This is a genomic window from Rhodococcus sp. WB9 (assembly GCF_007558985.1).
In the GTDB taxonomy this organism is placed as follows: Bacteria; Actinomycetota; Actinomycetes; order Mycobacteriales; family Mycobacteriaceae; genus Rhodococcus_F; species Rhodococcus_F opacus.
Map to the genome: position 1 here is coordinate 1,243,505 of NZ_CP041769.1, position 23,831 is coordinate 1,267,335.

Annotated in this window: 20 protein-coding genes; 8 read left to right on the forward strand and 12 right to left on the reverse strand. The window is 68.1% G+C overall.

Annotated features, from left to right (window positions below; genetic code table 11):
• The first annotated feature begins 64 nt into the window (after positions 1-64).
• Complete coding sequence (locus FND50_RS05995) at positions 65-847, forward strand: class II aldolase/adducin family protein (RefSeq protein WP_144285112.1); 783 nt, start codon at positions 65-67, stop codon at positions 845-847.
• Between the two features lie 29 nt (positions 848-876).
• Here the strand turns inward: FND50_RS05995 and FND50_RS06000 are convergent, their stop codons facing one another.
• The 3 genes from FND50_RS06000 to FND50_RS06010 are packed head-to-tail and all read right to left on the reverse strand — an operon-like array spanning position 877 to position 3,986.
• Positions 877-1,836 (reverse strand): C-terminal binding protein, encoded by a 960-nt coding sequence (locus tag FND50_RS06000; protein ID WP_144285113.1) that lies wholly within the window; start codon positions 1,834-1,836, stop codon positions 877-879.
• Positions 1,833-2,462: a TetR/AcrR family transcriptional regulator gene (locus FND50_RS06005; RefSeq protein WP_005258663.1), complete on the reverse strand. Its 630-nt coding sequence runs from the start codon at positions 2,460-2,462 to the stop codon at positions 1,833-1,835. The genes FND50_RS06000 and FND50_RS06005 overlap by 4 nt, the downstream gene beginning before the upstream one ends.
• A 48-nt stretch (positions 2,463-2,510) precedes the next feature.
• Positions 2,511-3,986 (reverse strand): sodium:solute symporter, encoded by a 1,476-nt coding sequence (locus FND50_RS06010; protein WP_144285114.1) that lies wholly within the window; start codon positions 3,984-3,986, stop codon positions 2,511-2,513.
• Positions 3,987-4,189: 203 nt separating this feature from the next.
• Between FND50_RS06010 and FND50_RS06015 the strand changes: the two genes are divergently transcribed.
• Positions 4,190-5,080, forward strand: a complete 891-nt coding sequence (locus FND50_RS06015) for a LysR family transcriptional regulator (protein WP_005244617.1) — start codon at positions 4,190-4,192, stop codon at positions 5,078-5,080.
• 7 nt (positions 5,081-5,087) lie between these two features.
• Here FND50_RS06015 and FND50_RS06020 read toward each other — a convergent pair whose 3' ends face one another.
• Genes FND50_RS06020 through FND50_RS06030 form a run of 3 tightly spaced genes read right to left on the reverse strand, consistent with a single transcriptional unit; the run spans position 5,088 to position 8,100 of the window.
• A complete protein-coding gene (locus FND50_RS06020) occupies positions 5,088-5,750 on the reverse strand; it encodes an IclR family transcriptional regulator (protein ID WP_144285115.1) in 663 nt (220 codons plus the stop codon).
• Between the two features lie 37 nt (positions 5,751-5,787).
• Complete coding sequence (locus FND50_RS06025; protein ID WP_144285116.1) at positions 5,788-6,936, reverse strand: CaiB/BaiF CoA-transferase family protein; 1,149 nt, start codon at positions 6,934-6,936, stop codon at positions 5,788-5,790.
• A 12-nt stretch (positions 6,937-6,948) separates the two neighbouring features.
• A complete protein-coding gene (locus FND50_RS06030) occupies positions 6,949-8,100 on the reverse strand; it encodes an acyl-CoA dehydrogenase family protein (RefSeq protein ID WP_144285117.1) in 1,152 nt (383 codons plus the stop codon).
• 183 nt (positions 8,101-8,283) lie between these two features.
• On the opposite strand from FND50_RS06030, the gene FND50_RS06035 reads away from it, so the two are divergent.
• Positions 8,284-8,661 (forward strand): hypothetical protein, encoded by a 378-nt coding sequence (locus FND50_RS06035; protein ID WP_144285118.1) that lies wholly within the window; start codon positions 8,284-8,286, stop codon positions 8,659-8,661.
• Between the two features lie 194 nt (positions 8,662-8,855).
• On the opposite strand, the gene FND50_RS06040 is transcribed toward FND50_RS06035, so the two are convergent.
• Positions 8,856-9,059 carry a cold-shock protein gene (locus FND50_RS06040; protein WP_005244612.1) on the reverse strand — a complete coding sequence of 68 codons (204 nt, stop codon included), beginning with the start codon at positions 9,057-9,059 and terminating at the stop codon, positions 8,856-8,858.
• Between the two features lie 232 nt (positions 9,060-9,291).
• On the opposite strand from FND50_RS06040, the gene FND50_RS06045 reads away from it, so the two are divergent.
• Entirely contained in the window at positions 9,292-10,131 is an 840-nt protein-coding gene (locus FND50_RS06045; protein WP_144285119.1) for an alpha/beta fold hydrolase, read from the forward strand.
• 20 nt (positions 10,132-10,151) lie between these two features.
• Here FND50_RS06045 and hutG read toward each other — a convergent pair whose 3' ends face one another.
• From hutG to FND50_RS06065, 4 genes are read right to left on the reverse strand one after another with little or no spacing between them, the layout of a single operon-like run.
• Positions 10,152-11,114, reverse strand: a complete 963-nt coding sequence (hutG, locus tag FND50_RS06050) for a formimidoylglutamase (RefSeq protein WP_120659739.1) — start codon at positions 11,112-11,114, stop codon at positions 10,152-10,154.
• Complete coding sequence (gene hutI / locus FND50_RS06055; protein ID WP_144285120.1) at positions 11,111-12,334, reverse strand: imidazolonepropionase; 1,224 nt, start codon at positions 12,332-12,334, stop codon at positions 11,111-11,113. Before hutI ends, hutG begins: the two co-directional genes overlap by 4 nt.
• A gap of 47 nt (positions 12,335-12,381) precedes the next feature.
• Entirely contained in the window at positions 12,382-14,058 is a 1,677-nt protein-coding gene (gene hutU / locus FND50_RS06060) for a urocanate hydratase (protein WP_144285121.1), read from the reverse strand.
• A gap of 59 nt (positions 14,059-14,117) precedes the next feature.
• Positions 14,118-15,554, reverse strand: a complete 1,437-nt coding sequence (locus tag FND50_RS06065; protein ID WP_005258709.1) for a cytosine permease — start codon at positions 15,552-15,554, stop codon at positions 14,118-14,120.
• Between the two features lie 230 nt (positions 15,555-15,784).
• Here FND50_RS06065 and FND50_RS06070 point away from each other — a divergent pair, with 230 nt between their 5' ends.
• Both FND50_RS06070 and hutC read left to right on the forward strand, forming a co-directional pair.
• Entirely contained in the window at positions 15,785-20,479 is a 4,695-nt protein-coding gene (locus FND50_RS06070) for an NAD-glutamate dehydrogenase (protein ID WP_144285122.1), read from the forward strand.
• Between the two features lie 105 nt (positions 20,480-20,584).
• Complete coding sequence (gene hutC, locus FND50_RS06075) at positions 20,585-21,349, forward strand: histidine utilization repressor (RefSeq protein WP_144285123.1); 765 nt, start codon at positions 20,585-20,587, stop codon at positions 21,347-21,349.
• A gap of 25 nt (positions 21,350-21,374) precedes the next feature.
• On the opposite strand, the gene FND50_RS06080 is transcribed toward hutC, so the two are convergent.
• The gene (locus FND50_RS06080; protein WP_144285124.1) at positions 21,375-21,968 is read right to left on the reverse strand and encodes a PadR family transcriptional regulator; all 594 of its coding nucleotides are present in this window, start codon (positions 21,966-21,968) and stop codon (positions 21,375-21,377) included.
• A gap of 137 nt (positions 21,969-22,105) precedes the next feature.
• On the opposite strand from FND50_RS06080, the gene FND50_RS06085 reads away from it, so the two are divergent.
• Together FND50_RS06085 and FND50_RS06090 are read left to right on the forward strand one after the other, a co-directional pair.
• Entirely contained in the window at positions 22,106-23,332 is a 1,227-nt protein-coding gene (locus FND50_RS06085) for a glycosyltransferase family 87 protein (protein ID WP_144285125.1), read from the forward strand.
• A 115-nt stretch (positions 23,333-23,447) separates the two neighbouring features.
• A complete protein-coding gene (locus tag FND50_RS06090; RefSeq protein ID WP_144285126.1) occupies positions 23,448-23,729 on the forward strand; it encodes a DUF2277 domain-containing protein in 282 nt (93 codons plus the stop codon).
• Positions 23,730-23,831 lie beyond the last annotated feature (102 nt).

Sequence of the window (23,831 nt, forward strand, 5' to 3'; positions counted from 1 at the left end):
GCATGTAAATAAATCAGTTGATATATTTAAGCCGAAATCCCTTCGGTGATCAAGGAGATCCCGCATGAGTGCACCCACCGTTACGTCGCAGGCCCGAACGAGCCCGGCGAAGACCGAGGCGGAACTGCGTCGTGAACTCGCGGCGGTGTACCGCCTGCTCGCGCATTTCAAGATGACCGACCTCATCTTCACGCACGTCTCGGTCCGGCTTCCCGGGCCCGAACATCATTTCCTCATCAACCCGTACGGTCTGCTCTTCGAAGAAATCACAGCCTCCAACCTCGTGAAGGTCGGACTCGACGGCGAACTCGTCGCACCGTCCGAATATCACGTCAACCCTGCGGGGTTCGTGATCCACGGCGCGATTCACGAGGCCCGGCCGGACGCGCAGTGTGTGTTGCACACCCACACGAAGGCCGGGTGCGCGGTGGCCGCGCAGGAGCACGGACTGCTGCCGCTGAACCAGATCTCGATGGAGTTCTTCAACCGGGTCGGCTACCACGACTACGAGGGCATCGCGCTCAACACGGCCGAACGTGTGCGGTTGGTCGAGGACCTCCTCGACCACCCCGCGATGATTATGCGCAATCACGGACTGCTCACCGTGGGCGAATCCGCCGCCGAGGCGTTTCTGCGAATGTTCTATCTGGAGAAGGCGTGTGACATCCAGATCGCCGCCCAGGCGTCCGGTGAACTGCGCGTTCCGTCGCCCGAGATCGCCGAGCACACCGCCCGCCAGTTCGCCGGCGAGGCCACGGACGACTACACCGACGATCAGGCCTACGAGATGGCGTGGGCGGCGCTGCTGCGGATGCTGGACCGCACCACCCCTGACTACAAGGACTGACGGCGGCTCACGAGAACTGGCAGGGGCGATCACATCCCCGGTGCGGCAACGACTCCCACCGGGGATGTGCCGGTCAGGACCGCCGCGACGTTGCGCGCCGACTGCTGCGCCAGGGTGTGCGCGACCTGCGGTGAGTACCACGCGGCGTGCGGGGTGATCACGAGGTTCGGGATCTGCAGGATCGGATCGTCCTGTGCGGGCGGTTCGTTCGGGAGAACATCGACGGCCGCACCGGCGAGGTGCCCACCGCGCAGCGCGGCTCCGAGCGCGTCGTGGTCGACGAGCCCGCCACGGGAGACGTTCACCAGATACCCGCCGCGCTTCATCGCGGCCAGCGCGCGGTCGTCGATCAGGCCGTGCGTCTCGGGAGTCAGGGGAACATGCAGGCTCAGCACGTCGGAACGGCGCAGCAGGTCCTCGAACCCGACCACCTCGATACCCTCGGCCGCCAGTTCCCCTACGCGGTCGCCCAGTCCGCGGCCGCTGACGAGGACGGTCATCCCCACGGCTCGGGCGCGCAGTGCGAAAGCGCCGGCGATCCGGCCGAAGCCGTAGAGGCCCAGCACGGTTCCCGCGATCCGACGCGGCGGCGCGGCGGTGACGTCCCACCCGCCGGCATGCACGGAGCGGTCGAGGGCGTGCGTGGATCGGAGCAGTCCGAGGGTGAGCGCGAGCGCATGATCCGCGACCTCCTCGGTGCAGTAGTCCACCGCACGCGTGACCCAGAGGCCGCGTTCGTGGGCCGCCGACACCGGCAGGTGGTCGTACCCGGCGGACGTGGCCGACAACAGTCGCAGGTCCGGGAGATCCGACAGGTGACGCGGCTCGAGTCCGGTGGTCTCCGGACCCACGAGCAGGGCGATGACGCCCGGGCCGGACGGGAACTCGGACTGGTGCACGACATCCGCGGAAATACCTGCGGCGGCAAGCGAATCGGACAGTGCGTCGGCCGGAATGAAATCGTCGAGAACGACGACGCGGTCGGTCATCTGCCTACTGCCCCCGCTTCTTCGGTGGTTCGTCGCACGGCGGCGTCGACGCAGCGGGCTGCCGCGTCGTCCGCGCTGATCGCTTCCATGACAACGGGATCCAGGATGGCCTGTAATGCAAGACCGTCGGTCAGCGCGACCAGCGCGACGGTGACGGCGTCCGCGTCGAGGTCGGCGGAGACGGTGCCCTCCCGCTGTGCTGCGACGACCGACTCGCGCACGACGCCCCGCCAGCGGGCGAGGAAGGCCGCGATCTCACCGCGCGCGGTTTCCTCGGCCGCGCCCTCCGCGTAGAAGAACAGGAACACGCGGGTCATCGCCAGTCGGCGTTCGTCGAGCGGCAGGATGCTGGCGGTGATGTTCCGCAGCTTCTCGATCGGGCCGGCGCCCTCCTCGTCGAGAATCGTGCGGTACCGGTCGCCCTGGATGTCGCCGGCCCGGCGAAGCGCCGCGAGGAGCAGTTCGTGCCGGGACCCGAAGTAGTGGTTCAACACTCCGGTCGACCACCCGCTCTCCTCCGCCACCGCTCGCGTGGTGACGGCGGAGATCCCCTCCCGGGCGATCAACGCGAGGACGGCGTCGGCGAGCGCCAGTCTCCGCTCGTCGTGGTCGACGATCTTCGGCACGTTCTTTCCTCCCGCTCGTGCGCACTCACCCGCGTGCGCCGGTGTCACTCAGGCTATCGGGGCCGGGACCGGAATCGGGTCTTCCTCGGCCTTTCCCGACACGCGCGCGTTCCACACGGACATCACGTTCGCCGGGGTAGGTGCGGTGAACAGGCTGGTGGCCACGAACACCACCAGCGCGCTGACGAGTCCGACGTACACCGGCTCGTTCGCCATGACGTCGCCGACGACGAACATCGTCGCGATGGTCGCCACGGTGCCCACTGCCATGGCCGCCATCGCCGCGGTTCCCGTGGCGCGCTTCCAGACCAGTCCACCGAGGATCGGGACGAGGAGCCCGCCGACCAGGATGTCGTAGGCGATCGTGAGCGCGGAGACGATGTCGTTGATGAGCGCGGCGATGACGATGCTGACGAGGCCGATCACGATCACGTAGAGGCGGTTGCCGCGCACGTCGGCTTCCGGATCGGACGTGTCCAGTTCGGGGCGTGTGCGGCCGAAGATCTGGGCGACCAGCGGAAGGACGTCCTGCCGGGCGACCGTGGCGGTGGCGATCAGCGCGCCGGACGCGGTCGACATCATCGCGGCCACCGCGGCGGCGAGGACGATGCCGCTGAGACCGACGGGCAGGACGTGGACGGCGACGTCGGCGTACACGTCGTCGGACGAACCGATGTCGGGCATGAGGGCCGACGCGGCCAGCCCGATCAGTGCGCCCGCGACGCCGTACAGCAGGCAGTAGACGCCGGCGGTGACGCCGCCCCACCGTGCGACCTCCGGCGACTTCGCGGTGAAAACCCGCTGCCAGATGTCCTGTCCGATGAGGATGCCGAGTGTGTAGACGACGAAGAACGTGATGATGGTGCCGGTGCCGATGGTGCCGAGCCCGAGTGCCTGTTCGCCCACGCGCTCCTTGATGCCGGCGTACCCGCCCGCCTTGCTCCACGTGAACGGGAGGAGCAGGACGAAGACGCCGATGGTCTTGATGACGAACTGGACGACGTCGGTGAGCGTGATCGACCACATGCCGCCCATCGCGGAATAGGCCACGACGATGAGGCCGCCGAGGACCACCGACAGGGTCCGGTCGAAGCCGAACAGCACGTTGAAGATGGTGGCGTAGGCGATCGTGGAGGTGACGGTGAGCATGAGGGTGTAGGCCATCATCACGAGACCGGACGCCCCGGTGGCGTCGATGCCGTACCGGAGTTTGAGCATCCCGGAGACGGTGTAGACCTTCAGGCGCTGGATCCGCGCGGCGAAGAGCAGGCTGAGCAGGAGGACACCGGCGGCGATCGATACGACCAGCCACATTCCGGAGATGCCGTACTTGTAGCCGAGGCCGACGCCACCGACGGTGGAGGCGCCGCCGATGACGACCGCCGCCATCGTGCTGGTGTAGAGGAATCCGCCGAGGCGGCGGCCGGCGACGAGGTATTCGCTGGAGTTGCTCGCCCGGCGTTTGCCCCACCAGCCGAACGCGAGCATCGCGCCCAGGTAGATCAGGATGATGGTGATGTCCATGGTGCGTCCTTCACGTGTCCTAGCGGATCGGTGATGACGGGCGGTGGTCCCGTCGGTGCCGGTCTCGTCAGACCGTTGCCCTAGACGGTAGGAGAATATTGACGTGAAATAAATCACTTGATACAAATAATCACTTCAGAAAATCGTGAAGTGATGGTGCGAGCCAGCTCACACCCTGTTTTCGACCCCGCCGGAGGAGTGCGATGCGCAGCTCGCTGCCCGATCTGAAGCTCCTCCAGATCTTCGCGGCCGTCGTCCGCCACCAGGGGTTCGCGCCCGCGCAGCAGGAACTCGGACTGTCCGCCTCCGCGATCAGCACCTACATGAGCCAGCTCGAGCGCCACCTCGGCATCGTGCTGTGCCACCGCGGCCGCGGCGGCTTCGGTCTCACCAGCAAGGGCGAGCTCTACCACAAGGAATGCCTGCGCATCCTCGGCGAACTCGAGGGCTTCGAACGCTACGGCGCCGCGCTGCAGGGGGAGCTCAGGGGAACCCTCACCATCGGGGTTCTCGATTCCACCGTCACCGACGCCACCTTGCCGCTCGCCGACGTGATCGGCGTGTTCAGCAAGGACCACCCCGCCGTCTACCTCGACCTGAAGATCCAGACGCCGCACGAACTGCAGGTCGGCGTGCTCGACGACCGCATCGACGTCGCGGTCGGCGCGTTCGCCTCACCGATGAACGGCCTCGTCTCCCAGGCGCTGCACCGGGAGCAGCACTGGCTGTACTGCAGCGACAAGCACCCGCTGTTCGGCAGGAAGCGGGTGCCGCCGGAGGTCATCACGCAACAGCGGATGGTGACCCGCGGCTACTGGTCCGAGCAGGAACTCGCCCGCCAGGGGTTCCCGCAACCCTCGGCGACGGTGGAGAACATGGAAGCGCAGCTCATCCTCGTGCTGTCCGGCGCGTACATCGGATACCTGCCCGAGCACTACGCGGAGTACTGGGTGGACCGGAACCGGCTGCGTCCGATCCTGCCGGCGTCGTTCGGTTATCAGGCGCCGTTCTCGCTGATCTACCGGCGCGGCCGGGCCCGCGAGCCGATGGTCCTCACGTTCCGCGAGTTCGTCCGGACCAGCATGGGCAGCTGATCGGTGCTCACGGGGCCGGGGAGCCCAGTTCGGTCGACAGCGCACGGCAACGCTCGACGAGAACCAGGCCGTGCTGCGCGCAGAGTGCGTCGTCGAGGCGGAACGTCGGCCCGACGACGCTCAGCGCGCCCACGATCCGCCCCACCGCGTCGTAGATCGGGGCCGCCACACCGGTCGAGTGGTCCTCGATGGTGTCGTGGGCGATCGCATACCCCTCGCTGCGCAGGTCGCCCCGCAGTGCGGCGCCGACGGCCGTGCCCTCGAGCGGCACCGTCTGCCCCACCCATCCCATGTGCCGGATCGCGTGGGTACCCTCGATCTGCGCGAGATACAGGGCGGTGCCCTTCGGGCCGTGGGTCGACAGGTACGTGGATTCGCGGGTTTCCTCCGCGATCGCGACCATCGCGGGCCGGGCCCGGGACAGCAGCTGGTTGTCGCTGATCGCCCGGGCGCCGATCTGGAGAAGTCGCGGCCCGGCCCGGTAGACGTTGTCGTCGCCGCGGACCAGGAACTCGCTCTGCTCCATGCTGCGAATCAGGCGCAGCGCGGTACTGGTGGCGAGACCGGCCGCTTTCGCGGCGTCGCCGAGCGTCAACCCGCCCTGCTCGGTGATCGCGCCGAGCAGTTCGAAGGTGCGGCTCGCGCTGCGGGTCACATCTCCGGGGGCCATGGGTCGTCTCCTGACGGTCGCGGGTGTCGGCGTGAATCTACCGCGACGCGATCTCGGACAGCAGGGGCTGCCGGTGTTCGTCGAGCAGTGGGCTGCGGCGGACCCCGGGGCGCGCGCTGTCGCCGAACACGACCGGCTGCCGGACGTAGTCGATCGTTCCCGCGACCGGATGATCGAACGACTCCACGAGTCCGCGGTGCCGGCTCTGCTCGGACGACAACGCTTGTTCGACGTTCCAGATCTCGGAGCTCGCCAGTCCGGCCGCGCCGAGGATCGCGACCACCTCGGCGACCGTCTTGTCCTTCGCCCAGATCTCGATCTCCGCACGCAGGGCGGGTTCGTGATCGGTGCGGGACGTGTCGTCGGCGAAACGGTTGTCGCCGAGAAGGTCTGCACGGTCCATGGTGTGCGCGAGCTTCTCGAATCCGGACCGGCTGGCGACGGCGAGGACGAACAGGCCGTCCGACGCCCGGTACGTGTCGAACGGGGTGGAGACGGGATGGCGATTACCCACGCCCACCGGCGCGACCCCCGATGCCTGCCACTGGCTGTGCGCGGTGGGGAGCATGGCCAGCATGCTGTCGAACATGGCGACGTCGAGGTGTTGCCCCACACCCGATTCCCGGGTGCCGACGAGGGCGGAGCTGATGCCCCATGCCGCGAACAGTCCCGCGACGAGGTCACCGAACGATTCGCCGAGCCGGGTCGGTCCGGATTCGGGGGAACCGGTGATGCTCATGACCCCCGACATCGCCTGCACGACGAGGTCGTAGGCGGCCGAACCCGCGAGCGGCCCGTCCTGCCCGAAGCCGGAGATGGACGCGTAGACGAGCCGGGGGGTGCGGGTGTGGACGGTCTGGTAGTCGATGCCGAGCCGGGCGGTCACCCCGGGCCGGAAGTTCTCGACGAGAACGTCCGCCGTGTCGAGGAGATCGAACAGCACCGTCCGATCCGCGTCGTCCTTGAGATTCAGTGCCAGCGAGCGTTTTCCGCGATTCAGTACGTTGAAATAGATGCTCTCGCCGTCGCGGAACGGGCCCAGGTGCCGCGAGTCCTCGCCAGCGGCGGGTTCGATCTTGACGACGTCGGCGCCGGCGTCCGCGAGCAGCGCCGTGCAGTACGGTCCGGCCAGGACGCGGGAGAGATCGACGACGCGGATGCCGTCGAGGGGAGGCAGGGTAGGCATGACGGGCCCTTCTCAGAATTCGGTCGAGCGCGGGGACGGTGCGTTGGAGGCGATGGTGAGCAGCTGGATCTGCGAGGTGCCCTCGAAGATCCGGAGGATCCGGCAGTCGCGGTAGAGGCGTTCGATCTCGGATTCGCGCATGAAACCGGCACCGCCGTGAATCTGCACGGTCTGGTCGACGATCGAGAAGCAGGCCTCCGTGGCCACGTACTTCGACACGGACGCGGCGCGGCGCAGGTCGGCCCCGGCATCCTTCACCTCCGCCGCCCAGTCCGCGGTGACGCGGGAGGCGACGAGTCGCGCGTCGCACGCACCCAGTAGCAGCTGAATCGCCTGGAATTCGGCGATGGGATGTCCGAACTGTTTGCGTTCGGACGCGTAGGAGCGGCCCAGTTCCCACGCGCGCAGGGCGATTCCGTTGGCCATCGCCGCCACGTCGATGCGGGCACGGTTGAGGGCGGTGAGCGCGATGTTGCCGCCGCGGCCCTCCGTTCCCACCACGGCGTCGTGGGGAAGCACCACGTCGTCGAGGTAGACGGTGTAGGTGGGGGCGGACCGGATGCCCAGCTTGTCCTGGGGCTCCGAGTAACTCACGCCGGGGGTGCCCTGGGGGAGGACGAACGCGGTGATGCCGCGGAAGCCTGCGGACGGATCGGTCTTGGCGAAGAGGACGACCAGATCGGCCTCCTTGGCGTTGGAGATGTACGTCTTCGAACCGGACAGGTGCCACCCGTCGTCCTCGCGCCGCGCCGTCGTGCGCATCGAGGCGATGTCGGAGCCGGCGTCCGGTTCGGTGAGGGCGAACCCGGCGAGCAGTTCGCCGGACGCGAGCCGGGGCAGCCACCGGCGCTTCTGCTCCTCGGTTCCGCCGACGAGGATCGGCTCGAGCCCCAGGTAATGCGCGGTGTAGATCGAGGCGAGGGCGGCGTCGGTGCGGGCCACCTCCTCGATGGCGATCAGCTGTGTCTTCGTGGACAGGCCCAGTCCGCCGAATTCCTCGGGCACCGAGATGCCCATCAGGTCCTGTTCGCCCAGTCGTTTCACCAACTCCGCCGGGAACTCCCGCGTCTCGTCGCGGAACGCCGCGCCGGGGTGGATCTCGCGGTTGGCGAACCCACGCACTGTGGAGCGGAACTCGGCGGCATCGAGCAGCTGATCGGTCACGGAAACTCCTATCGAAAGATCAAATTGCCATCTAGTGAAATGGCAATGCCACTTGGTGGCATATCGACTATGAAGGAGACCATCGGATTTGTCCAGGGGTGCCGGTGTCCACGGCACGGAAGGCGGGTACTCGACCCCGCACGGGCAGCGCACATCCCGCGCGGCACGGTGGAGGGAGGCATCATGCGCGCGATTGCACGAGGGATAGTCACCGCAGGAACGATGATCGGCGCCGTTCTCGCCGGCGCGGGGACGGGCGTGGCGGAACCCGCCGCCGAGCCGTCCGGCACCTATCAGGGAACGACCACCGCGCCGGCGGGTGAGTTGATCTGGAAGGGCAAGACGTTCCAGGGCGGCACGGTCGTCAACAACTTCGCGTTCGGTCTGACCGGACTCGCGGGCACGACCTCGCAGGACGGGAACGGAGACACCGTCATCGATTACGGCCCATCGGGTCTGGGGTTCCTGACCGACAGGATGTCCCCCAACGCAGACGGGACCTACACCGGGGCCGTGTACGTGGGCGGCAACCAGGTGGGAAGCTTCGGCCTCTCGAGATAGCTGTCCCGGGGCCTACTGCGACAACGAGGCCGCACCGCTGGGGTGCGACCTCGTCGTCATAGTGTCATCTGCGACATCGTCGCAGTGGCATGTGCGACATCGTCGCAGTGGCATGTGCGACATCGTCGCAGTGGCATGTGCGACATCGTCGCAGTGGCATGTGCGACTTCGTCACAGTGTCATCGGGGCGTCGGTCAGACGGCCCGGACATTCTGGGCCTGCGGGCCCTTCTGGCCCTGTCCGACCTCGAATTCCACCCGCTGGTTCTCCTCCAGCGACTTGTAGCCGCTGCCCGAGATCTCGGAGTAGTGAACGAACACGTCCGCGCTGCCGTCGTCCGGCGCTATGAATCCGAAGCCCTTCTCGCTGTTGAACCACTTCACAACACCCTGCGCCATACCGTTCACTCCCTGCAGTTGCCGCCCGGGACCTCACATCGAGATCCCGTTCGCGTGGATATCATCCTCGCATCCTGGCGCGCGTGCTTCCAGTGGTACGCCCACGATTCCTTCGGATCCGGGGCGCCGTACCAGGTCTGCGGAAGAAATTTTCTCGACGACCGATGATTCTGCCCGTCGGCGGCGGTCCTACCTGCGACCGAGAATCACCACCCCGAACGAGGAGAACTCGATGAATCGCCCATCGACCGCCACCGCCACCGCCGATGCCCGGACCCTCGAGGTCCCCGGTGCCAGGCTGTACTACGAGGTACGGGGCACGGGCCCCGTCGTCGTGCTCGTCGGCGCCCCGATGGACGCCGACTCCTTCGCGCCCGCCGCCGATCTGCTCTCGTCCGACTACACCGTGCTCACGACGGACCCGCGGGGCATCCACCGCAGCCCGGTCGACGACCGCGACCGCGATTCGACCCCCGAGATGCGCGCCGACGACCTCGCCCGGCTCCTGATGCACCTCGACGCGGGCCCTGCCGTGGTGTTCGGCTCCAGTGGCGGAGCCGTCAGCGCGCTCGCGCTCGTGCAGGCGCATCCCGAGCTGGTCCACACCGTGATCGCCCACGAGCCGCCGCTGGACGAGCTCCTCGCCGACCGCGAGCAGTTGCGGGTGAAGACCGACGACATCATCGACGCGCACCTCGCCGGGGACGTCGTGGGGGCGGGAAGGAAGTTCCTGGCCCTGGCGAACATCCACCTGCCCGAGGAGCTGTTCCAGCAGATGTTCGCGGGCGAACGGGATGCGCAGACCGAGGCCGACGACTACTTCCAGCACGCGCACATGCTGCGCCCGACCACCCGCTGGTGCCCGGACATCTCCGCCCTGCGCTCGGCCCCCACCCGCGTCGTGGTCGGGATCGGCGAGGAGTCCGGTGGTCAGCTCTGCGATCGTACGTCGCGGGCGCTCGCCACCGAACTGGGCGTCGATCCCACAATGTTCCCCGGCGGCCACATAGGCTTCGCCGAGGACCCGGCCTCGTTCGTCACCCGTCTGCGCGCCGTCCTGTGGGAGCGCTGAGCGGACGGTTCCGGGCGACCTCAGCGGACGATGGGAACCCGCTTCGTGACGATCCGATGGATCAACCGGGCCGCGGTGCGGGCGGTGCGGTTGTCGATGTCGAACGACGGATTGAGTTCGGCCACATCGCACACGGCGAGCTTGCCACTGGCGGCGACGGCGTCGCACACGAATTGGATCGTCTCCGCAGGCACACCGTACGCGGCGGGAGCGCTCACTCCCGGTGCGACGGCGGCGGGAAGGACGTCGAGGTCGATGGTGAGGTAGACGAGATCGACGTCCGACAGGAACTCGCTGACGAAGACGGCCACCCGGTGCCGGTCGGAGACCGAGCAGTCGTCGTCCAGGAGGTACCGGACGTCGTATCCGCGTGCGGTGTCGAACAGCGCGGTGGTGTTGCTCGGCTGGCTGATGCCGAGCACGGAGTACTGCAGGGCGGTGCCCGCCGCGTGCTCCTGTTCGAGGATCTGCCGGAACGGTGTGCCCGAACTGGGGACCGGATCGGACCGCAGGTCGAAGTGGGCGTCCAGGTTCAGGATCCCGATCCGCCGCTTGGGTGTGCGGACGGCTGCCTGCGCCAGACCGAGGTACGTGCCGTAGGCAACCTCGTGGCCGCCGCCGAGGACCACCGGGAACTGGCCGGCGTCGAGGGTCGCGGCTACGACGGCGCCGAGAGCCATCTGCCCGGCTTCGAGGCGGTTGTCGGTGACCGCGACGGTGCCGGCGTCGTACGCGCGGAGCGGCTCGGCGAGCGCCATCGACGCCAGCGCGGCCCGCAGCGCGTCCGGCCCGCGGGCCGCCCCGCGGCGACCCTTGTTCCGCTCCACGCCCTCGTCGCTCGAGAAGCCGACGAACACGCAGGCGCCGGGTTCGGAGTCGTCGTGAAGTGGCGTGACCGCCTGGTGCCAGCGGAGGTGGTGACTCGACGTGCCGTCCACCCTGCCGATCCAGGGGGGTGGGGGAATCAGCAGGTTCTCCATCATCGCAGGGCCCTCGCTTTCTCGTGACCGGTGTGCGCGGACCAGGCGAGTTCGCCGCCCCGCCACACATCGCGGACCAGGGGGACGCCGGGCCGGTAGGCCAAGTGTAGGTACGACGGTGCGTCGAGGGCGAGGACATCGGCCCGCGCTCCGGGGCGCAGGACCCCGACGTCGGCACGTTGCAGTGCCCGGGCACCGCCCGCGGTCGCCGCCCAGACGGCTTCGTCCGGGGTCATGTGCATGTCCCGCACCGCGATCGCGATGCAGAACGGCAGGCTGGTGGTGTAGCTGGTGCCGGGGTTGCAATCCGCACCGAGCGCCACCGTGACCCCCGCGTCGAGCAGGGCCCGGGCGTCCGGGTACTTGTTCCGGGTCGAGAAATCCGCACCGGGCAGGAGAGTGGCCACCGTCGAACTCTGTGCCAGCGCATCGATGTCGGCCTGCGTGGTGTAGCAGACGTGGTCGACGGACGCGGCCCCCAGTTCGACGGCGAGCTGGACTCCGGGGCCCTCGCGGAGCTGGTTGCCATGGACGCGGGGGATGAGCCCCTTCGCCATTCCGGCGGTGAGAACCGCGTGTGCCTGATCGCGGTCGAACGCGCCGGTCTCGCAGAACACGTCGATCCATTTCGCCTGCGGTGCACAGGCGTCGATCATCTCCGCGCACACCATGGCGACGTAGTCGTCGGCGCGCCCCGCGTATTCCGGCGGCGGAACGTGAGCGGCAAGCAGCGTCACCTCGTCGGTGAGGGACGCCGCGATCGTCGTGCTGCGCAGTTCGTGCGCGACCGTCTGCCCGTACCCGGTCTTGCACTCCACGGTGGTGCTGCCCGAACGCAGGGACTCGTCCAGCAGCCGCCGCGTGTTCGCCTCGAGCTGTTCGTCGGTCGCGTTCCGCGTCGCCTCGATCGTGTTGCGGATACCTCCCGCCGCGTACGGCTGTCCCGCCATGCGCGCCGCGAATTCCTCAGCGCGTTCCCCGCCGAACACGAGGTGCGAGTGGCTCTCCACGAAGCCCGGCAGCACCGCCCGGCCGTCGAGATCGTGCCCGACGTCGCCGGCAGGCGCCGAGTCGGCGCGGCCGACCCAGGCCACCACGCCGCCGTCGAAGACGACGGCGGCGTCGCGGATCAGCCCGAGCGGACCTTCCCCCACTGTCGGGTCGTTGGTCACCAGGGTGCCGATGCCGGTCAGCACTGTGGAGCGGGAGGTGTTCGCTGTCACTGCTGTTCCTTCCAGTGGTTCGAAAATACGGTCGCTCGGGCCTGCGGTCATCCTTCGGACATCGGCACGCGCACGCCGCGCTCCTTGGCGACGTCGATCGCGTGGTCGTATCCGGCGTCGGCGTGCCGGATGACGCCCATGCCGGGATCGTTGGTCAGGACGCGCTCCAGCTTCTCGGCGGCCAGATCGGTGCCGTCCGCGATGCACACCTGACCGGCGTGGATGGACCGTCCCATGCCGACGCCGCCGCCCTGGTGGATGGACACCCACGACGCCCCCGACGCGGTGTTGACGAGTGCGTTGAGCAGCGGCCAGTCGGCGATCGCGTCGGAGCCGTCGAGCATCGACTCGGTCTCGCGGTACGGGGACGCGACGGATCCGGAGTCGAGGTGGTCGCGGCCGATGGCGACGGGCGCGGACAGCTCGCCGGACGCCACCATCTCGTTGAACTTCAGGCCGGCCTTGTGCCGTTCGCCGTAACCGAGCCAGCAGATCCGGGCCGGCAGGCCCTCGAACGCCACCTTCTCGCCCGCCATCGTGATCCAGCGCTTGAGGTGCTCGTTCTCGGGGAACAGTTCGAGGATCGCCTTGTCGGTGGCGGCGATGTCCTTCGGGTCACCCGACAGCGCGGCCCAGCGGAACGGGCCGAGGCCCTCCTCGAACAGCGGACGGATGTAGGCGGGCACGAATCCGGGGAAGTCGAACGCGCGGTCGTAGCCGGCCTTGCGGGCCTCGTCACGGATGGAGTTGCCGTAGTCGAACACCTCGGCGCCCTTGTCGAGGAAGCCGACCATCGCGGCGACGTGCCGTGCCATCGACGCGCGGGAGTCCTCGGTGAACTTCACCGGGTCCTTGTCGGCCATCGCCTTCATGTCGGCGAAATCGACCCCGAGCGGCAGGTACGACAGCGGGTCGTGTGCCGACGTCTGGTCGGTGACGATGTCGATGGGGGCGTTCATGGCGAGCAGTTCGGGGAAGATCTCCGCGGCGTTGCCTTCGAGGCCGATCGACAGCGGACGCTTCGCGTCGCGGGCCTCGATCGCGAGACGCAGGGCGTCGTGGATGTCGGTGGCCTTGGTGTCGAGGTACTTGTGCGCGATCCGGCGGTCGATGCGGGTGACGTCGCAGTCGACGCAGATCGCGACGCCGTCGTTCATCGTCACGGCGAGGGGCTGAGCGCCGCCCATGCCGCCGAGCCCGGCCGTCAGCGTGATGGTGCCCGCGAGCGAACCGCCGAAGCGCTTCCGGCCCACCGCGCCGAACGTCTCGTACGTGCCCTGCAGGATGCCCTGCGTGCCGATGTAGATCCACGACCCGGCCGTCATCTGCCCGTACATGATCAGGCCGAGGGCGTCGAGCTTGCGGAACTCCTCCCAGTTGGCCCAGTCGCCCACCAGGTTCGAGTTCGCGAGGAGGACTCGGGGCGCCCACTCGCTGGTGCGGAACACGCCCACCGGCTTTCCGGACTGCACCAGCATCGTCTCGTCGGACTTCAGGGTCTTCAACGTCCGGACCATCGCGTCGAACGCCTCCCAGCTGCGCGCGGCCTTGCCGGTGCCGCCGTAGACGACGAGGGAGTCGGGATGCTCGGCGACCTCGGGGTCGAGGTTGTTCATCAGCATGCGCAGGGCGCCTTCTTGCTGCCAGCCGAGTGTCGTCAGTTCGGTGCCGCGGGGCGCCGACACGTGGCGGGGTCCGGAAACCGGAGGCGTCGTGGTGGTCATGTCGTGTACTCCTTGATGGTCGAACGAGGAAGAAGGAAAAGTCTGGGTGTCAGCGTGATTCACAGTCGCGAATCCGCCATGGCGGTACTGGCCGGATAGATCATCGACGGGGGTGGGTTGCTGCTGCGCCGCGCGAGCGGGTAGTAGATGGCGCCGGTGAAGACGATGCCGACGATCCACGAGATGTCCGCGCCGCCCAGCATTTCCGTGACGGGTCCGGTGTAGAGCTTCTGGGCGAGGAATGGGATCTGCGCGAGAACGCCGACGGTGTAACAGATCATCGCCGTCTTGTTCCAGCGGCCGTAGCGGCCCGCCGGGTCGTACAGCGCCGGAATGTCCACGCGCTCCTTGGAGATGAGGTAGTAGTCGATCAGGTTGATGGCGCTCCAGGGGGTGAAGACCATCAGCAGCACTAGGACGAAGTTCTTGAAGTTGTTGAGGAAGTCGGCGCTGGCGCCGATCGCGATGAGCATCGAGATCGCGACGAACCCGATGATGTACAGGGTGCGGGCCCGGGACGAGATGCGCGACTGTCCGTTGAAGGCGGTCACCGTGGTGAGGATCGACATGAACCCGCCGTAGGCGTTGAGGCAGTTGACGGTGAGCTTCCCGACCAGGATCACCAGGTAGATCATCAGGGCGATCGCGGCGGGTCCGGCGAGTTCGCCGATGAAGCCGACCTGGTCGCTGAGGAACGCATCCCCGGCCACGGCGGCGACGAGTGCGCCCAGCGTCATCGACCACTGCGAGCCGATCACGCTGCCCGCGAACGTCGACCAGAACGTCTTGCGCTCGCTCGTCGAGCGCGGCAGGTAGCGGGAGTAGTCCGCGACGTACGGTCCGAACGTCAGCTGCCAGCCGGCGCCGAGCGAGATCGCGAGGAGGAACGTGACGATGTCGAAGCCCTTGTTCCCGACGAACGCGGCCACGTCGTACTCGGCGAACAGGCGAATCGCGAGATAGGTGAATCCGATGATGCCCACGACGGTCGCGATCTTGCCGACCACATGGATGAGTTTGTATCCGGTCACCGCCACGAACGCGGTCATCGCGCCGAAGATGAGGATGCCGACCGTCGGGTTATCGATGTGGAGGATCTCGTTCACGGCCTGACCTGCGAGCACGCTGCCGGTGGCGGCGAAACCGAGGTACATCAGGACGACGAGGACCAGCGGCAGCACGGCGCCCAGAACGCCGAACTGGGCCCGGCTCGAGATCATCTGGGGCAGGCCGAGGCGCGGTCCCTGGGCGGAGTGCAGCGCCATGACGGCACCGCCGAAGAGATTGCCGATCAGCAGGCCGACGATGGCCCACAGCGCGTCGGCGCCGAAGACGACCGCGAGGGCGCCGTCGACGATCGCGGTGATCTGCATGTTGGCGCCGAACCAGAGCGTGAACTGGCTGCGCGGAGATCCGTGGCGCTCGTCGTCCGGGACGACGTCGATGGTGCGACGCTCCGGCGCGAGGCTGATCTCGGGAGGTCCCTCGTGTGTCATAGGCCTGTTTGTCTCTCTGTGACGAGTCCGGCGCTGCTGGGTCGGTCCCGGGTGCTCTGTCCCATGTCCTGAATCCAGTGTGCTCTGACTCACGTTTTTTATCGCCTTAGATGTATAGTCCTGTATAGACAACCCCCTGTCAAGCGTTCTCCAAGGACCCAGCCGAGAGGCGTGCCGGCCCGCCACTGCACCAGTCGGGAGTGTCGATGCTACCGACGGAAGGTACTGACATGAGAGTAATTTCGACGTCCTCACATTCGCTCGAGCGCGATGAACAGCAGTTTTCCGCTCCGGACGAGCCCCAGCGTTTCCGCGACCTCTACCTCCACACCGCCGGTCATCCCACCGCCGACGGCGCAGATCCGCAGGCGCGTGATCGCATCGCGAACACGCATCTCGAGACCGGGCGACACCGGAACCCCGGGACCGCGGTGGTGCGCGGAATCGACGCCGCAGACCCCAGCGGGATCGGGCCCGCGGTGCAGATCGTCACCGACGACATGGCCCTGCTCGTCGAATCGGTACTGCTGACCGCGGCCAGGGTCGGCGCCCCGATCGAGGAGGCGCTGCATCCGGTCCTCGTCGCCCGCCGCGCGGAGTCGGGCACCCTCACCGACCTCTCGCCTGTGAGCGACTCGGGGACGGCGGAGTCGTGGATTCACGTGGGTCTGCGCTCCGACACCGCGGACTCCGTCGTCGCGGCACTGGTCGAGGCATTGCACACCGTCCTCGCCGACGTGTGCCGGGTCGACCGGGATCTGGCGCGCATGCGCGAACTGCAGATCCAGGTCTCCGAACACCTCGACTCGCAGACCGGGCAGGACTCGCTGTCCGAAGAAGTCCGCGAGGCCGCCGACTTCCTGCGGTGGTGCGAGGCGGGCAACTTCACCGTCCTCGGGTACGCGCGGTACGGCGCCGACGGCGCACCCGAGGAGAGTCTCGGCGTGCTCCACGACCGCGAGGGCGATCGGGCGCCGGCCACGGAACCCGGTCCCGTCCTGGCGATCGGGCAGGCGGCGCTTCCGGTGTCCGTGCACCGGTCGTCGTACCCGTCGGTGGTCGGTGTTCGGGCCGGAGGAGTGGAGCACCGCTTCGTCGGCGCGTTCACCCCCGCGGGCAGGCACGAGAACGTCCTGGACATCCCGGGTGCGGGACGCCGGGTGCGGGCCCTGCTCGATCGTGCCGGTTTCGACATCGACTCGTTCTCCGGGCAGGCCGTGCTGCAGGTCGTGCAGGCGCTGCCGCTGACCGAGTTGTTCGCGGCGAGCCCGGATTCGCTGCATTCGGCCCTCACCGAGGTCGCCGGCATCACCGCGCGCGAGCACATTCACCTCTTCCTGCGCACCGATGTCCCGGGCGACAGCATGTCGGCGCTGGTGTTCATTCCCCGCGATCGGTACAACACGCGGACGCGTCTGGCGACCCAGCGCGTCCTGCTGGACGAACTGGACGGCACCGCAGTCGAATACACCACGAACGTGTCCGAGTACCCGCTGGCGATGGTGCACTTCACGATGCGGGTCCCGGCGGACACCGAGGTGACGGACACCCGGCGACTGGAGATCCAGCGTCGGATCTCCCGGGCCTGCCGGACCTGGGACGACCGGTTCCACGACGAACTCGCCACCGCCGAACGCGAACTCCTCGCGCACTATTCGGAGCACTTCCCGGAGGTGTACAAGCACGACTTCGACGCCCGGCGCGCCCACGCCGATCTGGTGGTGTTCGAGAGGCTGACGGACGGCGCGATCGACACGCGGCTCGACGCGAACGCGCCGGACTGGCGCTTCACCTTCTTCGTCGGCGGTGCATCCGCCTCGCTCAGCGATGTTCTCCCGATCCTGCAGAGCATGGGCGTCGCGGTCCTCGACGAGCGGCCCTACACGGTCGCGAACAGTCGCGGAACGGTGTGCTGGATGTACGAGTTCAGGATCCGCTACGCGTCGCCGGGGCCGGTGGACGACGCGCTGCCGCGCCGCTTCACGGAGACCTTCGCCGCGGCCTGGGCAGCTCGCGCCGAGACGGACAGCTTCAACGAACTCGTACTCCGCGCGGGCCTGGACTGGCGTGAGGTGGAGGTGCTGCGGGCATACGCGCGGTACCTCCGGCAGGGTGGATTCCCCTACAGCCAGAACCACATCGCGACGGTCCTCGGTGATCATCCGGAGATCTCTCAGGCGCTGATCCGGCTGTTCGCCGCGAGGTTCGATCCGGACGGCACTGCTCCGGACGGCGCTGAGGAGTGCAGCGAACTGATCGCCTCGCTGGAAGCGGCGATCGGCGACGTGCTCGGCCTGGACGCCGACCGCATCCTGCGCGCCTACCTGAACGTGGTCCTGGCGACTCTGCGCACCAACCGCTACGCCCGCCCGGGCCGGGAACGTCAGGTCCTGTCGTTCAAATTCGATCCGCAGCGGATCCCGGAACTGCCGCAGCCGCGGCCCCGCTTCGAGATCTACGTCTACTCGCCGTGGGTCGAGGGCGTGCACATGCGGTTCGGCGCCGTGGCGCGCGGAGGCCTGCGGTGGTCCGACCGCAAGGAGGACTTCCGCACCGAGGTGCTCGGCCTGGTGAAGGCGCAGGCGGTCAAGAACTCGGTGATCGTGCCGGTCGGCGCGAAGGGCGGGTTCGTCGTCGCGCGCCCGCCCGCTCCCACCGGCGACCCGCTCCGCGATCGCGACGCCCAACGCGCCGAAGGCGTTCGCTGCTACCGCAGTTTCATCAGCGGGCTGCTGGACGTCACCGACAACGTGGACCTCGCGACCGGTGCCGTGATCCCGGCGCCGCGGGTGGTGCGGCACGACGGCGACGACACGTACCTCGTCGTCGCTGCGGACAAGGGCACCGCGACGTTCTCCGACATCGCCAACGACGTTGCCGCACAGTACGGGTTCTGGCTGGGTGACGCATTCGCGTCGGGTGGATCCGTCGGCTACGACCACAAGGCGCTCGGCATCACCGCCCGGGGCGCGTGGGAGAGCGTGAAGCGGCACTTCCGCGAAATGGGTGTCGACACCCAGTCGCAGGAATTCACGGCCGTCGGGATCGGCGACATGAGCGGCGACGTGTTCGGCAACGGAATGCTCGCGAGCCCGCACATCCGGCTCGTCGCCGCATTCGATCACCGGCACGTGTTCCTCGACCCGAACCCCGACGCAGCCACATCGTTCGCGGAGCGGGAACGACTCTTCGCGCTGCCGCGGTCGTCGTGGGCGGACTATGCGCCCGGCCTGATCAGCGCAGGCGGCGGTGTGTGGGAACGGTCGAGGAAGAGTGTTCCGATCAGCGAGGAGGCGCGGCGCGCACTCGGACTGAGCCCCGGGACCACCGAACTGTCCCCACCGGACCTCGTCCGCGCGATCCTGCAGGCACCGGTGGATCTGCTGTGGAACGGCGGCATCGGAACATACGTGAAGGCGGCCACCGAAACCCATCTCGACGTGGGGGACAAGGGGAACGACGGCGTCCGCGTCGACGGTGCCGACGTCCGGGCCCGGGTGGTCGGTGAGGGCGGCAACCTCGGCTTCACCCAGCTGGGACGCATCGAATTCTCCCGCATCGGAGGGCGAATCAACACGGACGCTCTCGACAACTCGGCGGGCGTGGACTGCTCCGACCACGAGGTCAACATCAAGGTTCTGCTCGACGCCCTGGTCAGCGGCGGCCGTCTCGCCGCCGACGACCGTACTGGTCTGCTCGCCGAGATGTCCGGGGAGGTGTCGCGTCTCGTGCTCTCCGACAACGTCGCCCAGAACGACGTGCTGGGCACGTGCCGGGCCGACGCAACCGCGTCCCTCACGGTGCACGGACGGCTCATCGGCCATCTGGAAGGCCGCTACGGTCTGGACCGCGTCATCGAGGTGCTGCCGTCCAGGAAGGAGATCGCCGCCCGGGAGCGCGCGGAGACGGGACTCACCTCACCCGAACTCGCGACCCTCATGGCACACGTGAAGCTGGCGCTGAAGTCGGACCTGCTGGCCGGCGACCTGCCCGACAGCCCGGCTTTCGCGGACGCCCTCGCCGGGTATTTCCCGCGCAGGCTCCGGGAGTCCTTCGGCGACGCCATCGGCGACCATCCGCTGCGCCGGGAGATCGTCGCGACGGTCCTCACCAACGACGTCGTCGACAACGGCGGCATCACCTACGCGTTCCGGCTGGGTGAGGAGGCCGGAGCGAGCAGCGCCGACGCCGTGCGGGCGTTCGCGGTGGTGTCGGCCGTGTTCGACCTGCCGTCGCTCCGGCGCGACATCCGGGACGCCGACCTCGACGCCGCGCTCTCGGACGACCTCACGCTGTTCACCCGGCGGCTGCTCGACCGGGCGTCGCGTTGGATGCTGACCCGCAGGCCCCAACCGCTCGCGGTCGGGGCGGAGATCGCCCGATTCCGTGACCGCGTCGCGGACCTGACACCGCGCGTCGCGGGCTGGCTCTGCGGTGAGGACGCGGAGAACCTCCGGAGTCGCACGGCCGCGCTGGTGGCCCGTGGTGTCCCCGCGGACCTGGCCGGGCGGGTGCAACTGCTCCTGGACCGGTTCGCGTTGCTGGACATCGTCGAGATCGCCGACATCACCCAACGCGATCCCCGCGAAGTGGCCGAGGTGTACTACCGGCTCGGGGAGTGCCTCGGGTTGGTGCACCTCCTGGTGGGGGTCTCGCAGCTGGGACGGGGAACCCGGTGGAACGCGCTGGCCCGGTTGTCGTTGCGCGACGAGTTGTACGACACGGTCCGGGCACTGTGCCTCGACGTGATCTCGGGCAGTGAAGTGGTGGACACGGCGGAGCAGAAGATCGGGGAGTGGGAGGACCGCAACGCGGCCCGGCTGGCGCGCGCCCGGCACACGCTCGACGCCGTGACGGAGTCGGGGGAGCACGACCTGGCGGCCCTCTCCGTCGCGACCAGGCAACTGCGCAGCATGGTGAGGTGACACCGGGCGCACCGCGCGATGAGGGCTTACCCGTGCAGTCGGCCGATAGACTGCAACGGCCGACTGCACGGGAAGTTCATCGGTGTTGCAGAGGGATGGGTGTCAGTGGTGGTGGAGATCGCAGTAGTCGACGCGGAGCTTGCTGCGTTGTACAACGGACCGGGGACGGAGTCGGCCCCGGCGTACGAGCGCGTCAAGCAGTTGATCGTGTCGCAGATCAACGCCGGCCGCTGGCAGGAGGGCGATCAGTTGCCCTCGGAGAATCAGCTCGTCGGCGCTCTCGGCCTCTCCCGCATGACCATCAACCGCGCGCTGCGCGAACTCAGCGCCGAGGGTCTCGTGGTGCGCCTGATGGGTGTGGGGACGTTCGTGGCGGCCACGAAGACGGCGTCGTCTCTGTTCGAGGTCAAGAACATCGCGGACGAGATCCAGCAGCGCGGACACCGCCATCGAACCGAAGTGGTGTACGTGCGTGAGGAAGACGCCGACCCGGCGAACGCCTTCATCCGGGATTCGATCCGCGGCAAGGTGTTCCACTCCCTGATGATCCACTACGAGGACGACACACCGATCCAGCTCGAAGACCGGTTCGTCAATCCCGCCGAGGCGCCCGGGTATCTCGATCAGGACTTCACCCAGCAGACGCCCAATCACTATCTGAGCGTGGTGGCTCCCCTGACGAGGGGCGAGCACGTGGTCGAAGCGATCCTCGCGTCACCCGAGGAATGCCGGCTCCTCCACATCGAGCGCGCCGAACCGTGCCTGATGATCCGGCGCCGCACGTGGTCCTCGCGGGGCCTCGTCAGTGCCGCGCGTCTCGTCCATCCCGGGTCCCGGAATCGGCTCGAAGGGACGTTCGGGACCGGCTGACCGGGGTAGATACCGAACCGGAGGCTCACGGCCGCACGTCCTTCGTCTGCGGTGCGGGCCAGGTGAGGCGGCCCGAGTGGATGTCGGAGATCGTCGACGCGATCCAGGCGAGTTCGCCCCGCGCCGCGTGGAGTGCGTAGTCCGCTTCGACGACGAACAGCGCAGGCACTCCGTCGTCGAGCGCTCGGGTGTGCCGTGCCTGGTCGGATTCGATTCTCGCGGTGAGTCGTTCGGCGCGTTCGGTGAGCGCGTCCACGGCGCCCTCGCGTCCCACCGCGCCGAGGTAGCTGATCGCCGCGAAGAACGGGGAGAACTCTCGTGCGGCACTGCGGATCTGGAGGTCGAGTCGGCTCACGAGTTCCGCGTGCCCGGCCTCGGTGAGGGCGTAGACGGTGCGGGCGGGCCGACCTTCCCGTTGCGCACGTTCGTGTTCCTCGATCCAGCCCGCCGAGGCGAGGGCCGCGACCACATTGTTCAGCGAGCCGCGATTGAGCGGCCACTGGCCCTCCTCGCTGCGCTCGCGCAGCGTGACTTCCACCTGGTACGGGTGCATCGGCGATTCGAGGAGCAGGCCGAGCACCGGCAGGACGAGGGGGTTGTCGAGAGTGCGCGCAGGCATGATCGAAATATATCAGTCTAAATAAACTATGACGAAGTGCGCGGTTCGGACGCCGCGACCTCGACTTTGTCACGATTGGGTCACGGCCCGCTACGGTGGATCGTTGACCACGACGCCGATCATGAAAGAACAAATTCTTGTTGCAGAGTGAATCGAAGTTCAGGGCTTATCGTCTCCACGCCGTCGCGCTCCTCGTGGGCGTCCTCTCCTTGGGGGCGGTGGCCTACCGAGAGTTCGATGCGGCGACGGGCTACCTGATGGACCTCTCCGTGTTCCGCGACGCCGGCTACGCCTTCGTCAGCGGCCTGCCGCTCTACTCCGCGGACTTCCCGAGCAGTTCCGGGTTCAGGTTCATCTACGCACCCTTCGCGGCGATCCTCTTCGCGCCGATGGCGGAGATCGACCCCGCGGTCCTGCAGGCGCTATGGTGCGCCCTCAACCTCGGACTCGTGTGGTGGATGGTCAAGGTGGCGCTGTCGAAGCTCGACGTCGCACGCCCCGAACTTCTCGCTCTGCTGTCGTTGGGCCCGGTACTTCTCCTCGAGCCGATGCGCTCGAACTTCGACTTCGGTCAGATCAACATCATTCTGATGGCGCTCGTGGTCGCCGACTGCACCGGTGTGATCCCGAAGCGGTTCCGCGGAGTCGCGATCGGACTCGCCGCGGCCGTCAAGATCACCCCGGCAGCCTTCCTGCTGGTCCTGCTCGTCCGCCGCGACTTCCGCTCGATCGGACGATCGCTCGCCACGATCCTGGTCACCGTCGGCCTCGGCTTCTGGCTGCTGCCGCAGTCGTCGGTGTGGTTCTGGACCACCGAATTCTTCGCCACCGGCCGTGCAGGGGCACCCGACTTCTTCCGCAACCAGGCCGTCACCGGCGTCATCGCCCGGCTCGGGGCGGAGGGCCGGCTGGCCAGCATTCTCTGGGTGCTCAGCGCAGCCGCCATCGTGTCCGCCGCGGCGTGGTCGGCGTATCGCTTCACCCGGTCCGGTGAGCACCTGATCGCGCTGTCGGTCGTGGCCCTGGCATCCCTGCTCGCCGCGCCGTTCGCCGTCACCCACCACTGGGCATACAGCATCCTGTTGATTCCGATTCTGATCGCACCGCAGTACCGCAGCTGGCGTCCGCTGATCGGCGCCGCGACCCTGATCTTCCTGATCGGCCCGAACTTCGTCCTGCAGTCCTCGTCGTCCGGCTGGGTGGAGGCGGCCGTGCGTGAGGTGATCGGAAGCTCGCAGTGCCTCATCGCGCTGGTCCTGCTCGGCGCGGCAGTCGTGGCCGCACGGTTTCGCACCCCGCTCCCGGACGTCGAGACGGACGTCGTGCCCGCGGACGAAGACACGCTGGAGCCCGCCCGCAGCTGAGGCCGCGCTACCCCGACGGGCGAATGTACCTTCCGGCGCCTCAGGTGCGCCGAAAGGTACATTCGCCCAGCGCCGAGGAGCCGCGGAGAGGGCGGCGCGGCGCTATCGTCGAGTCATGTGCCGAAACATCACCGAGCTGCGCGGACTCGAACCGGCGGCCACCGCGGAGGAGATCGAGGCGGCGGCGCGTCAGTACGTCCGGAAGGTCAGCGGAATACAGAAGCTGTCGGACGCCAACCGTGAGCCCTTCGAGGAGGCGGTAGCCGTCGTCACCGAGGCCACCACGAAGCTGCTCGCGGCACTGCCGAGGCGGAAGCAGCCGCCGCAGACGGTGCCCCCGCTGCGACGGCCGGAGGTCCGGGCGCGCATCGCGGCGAAGGCCGCGTCATCCAGCTGAGCGCGGCGAAGGCCGCGTCATCCAGCTGAGCGCGGCGAAGGCTGCCACCCCTTAGCCGGACGAACGGGACGCTCGCCCGAGTCAGATCGAACGAGCGTCCCG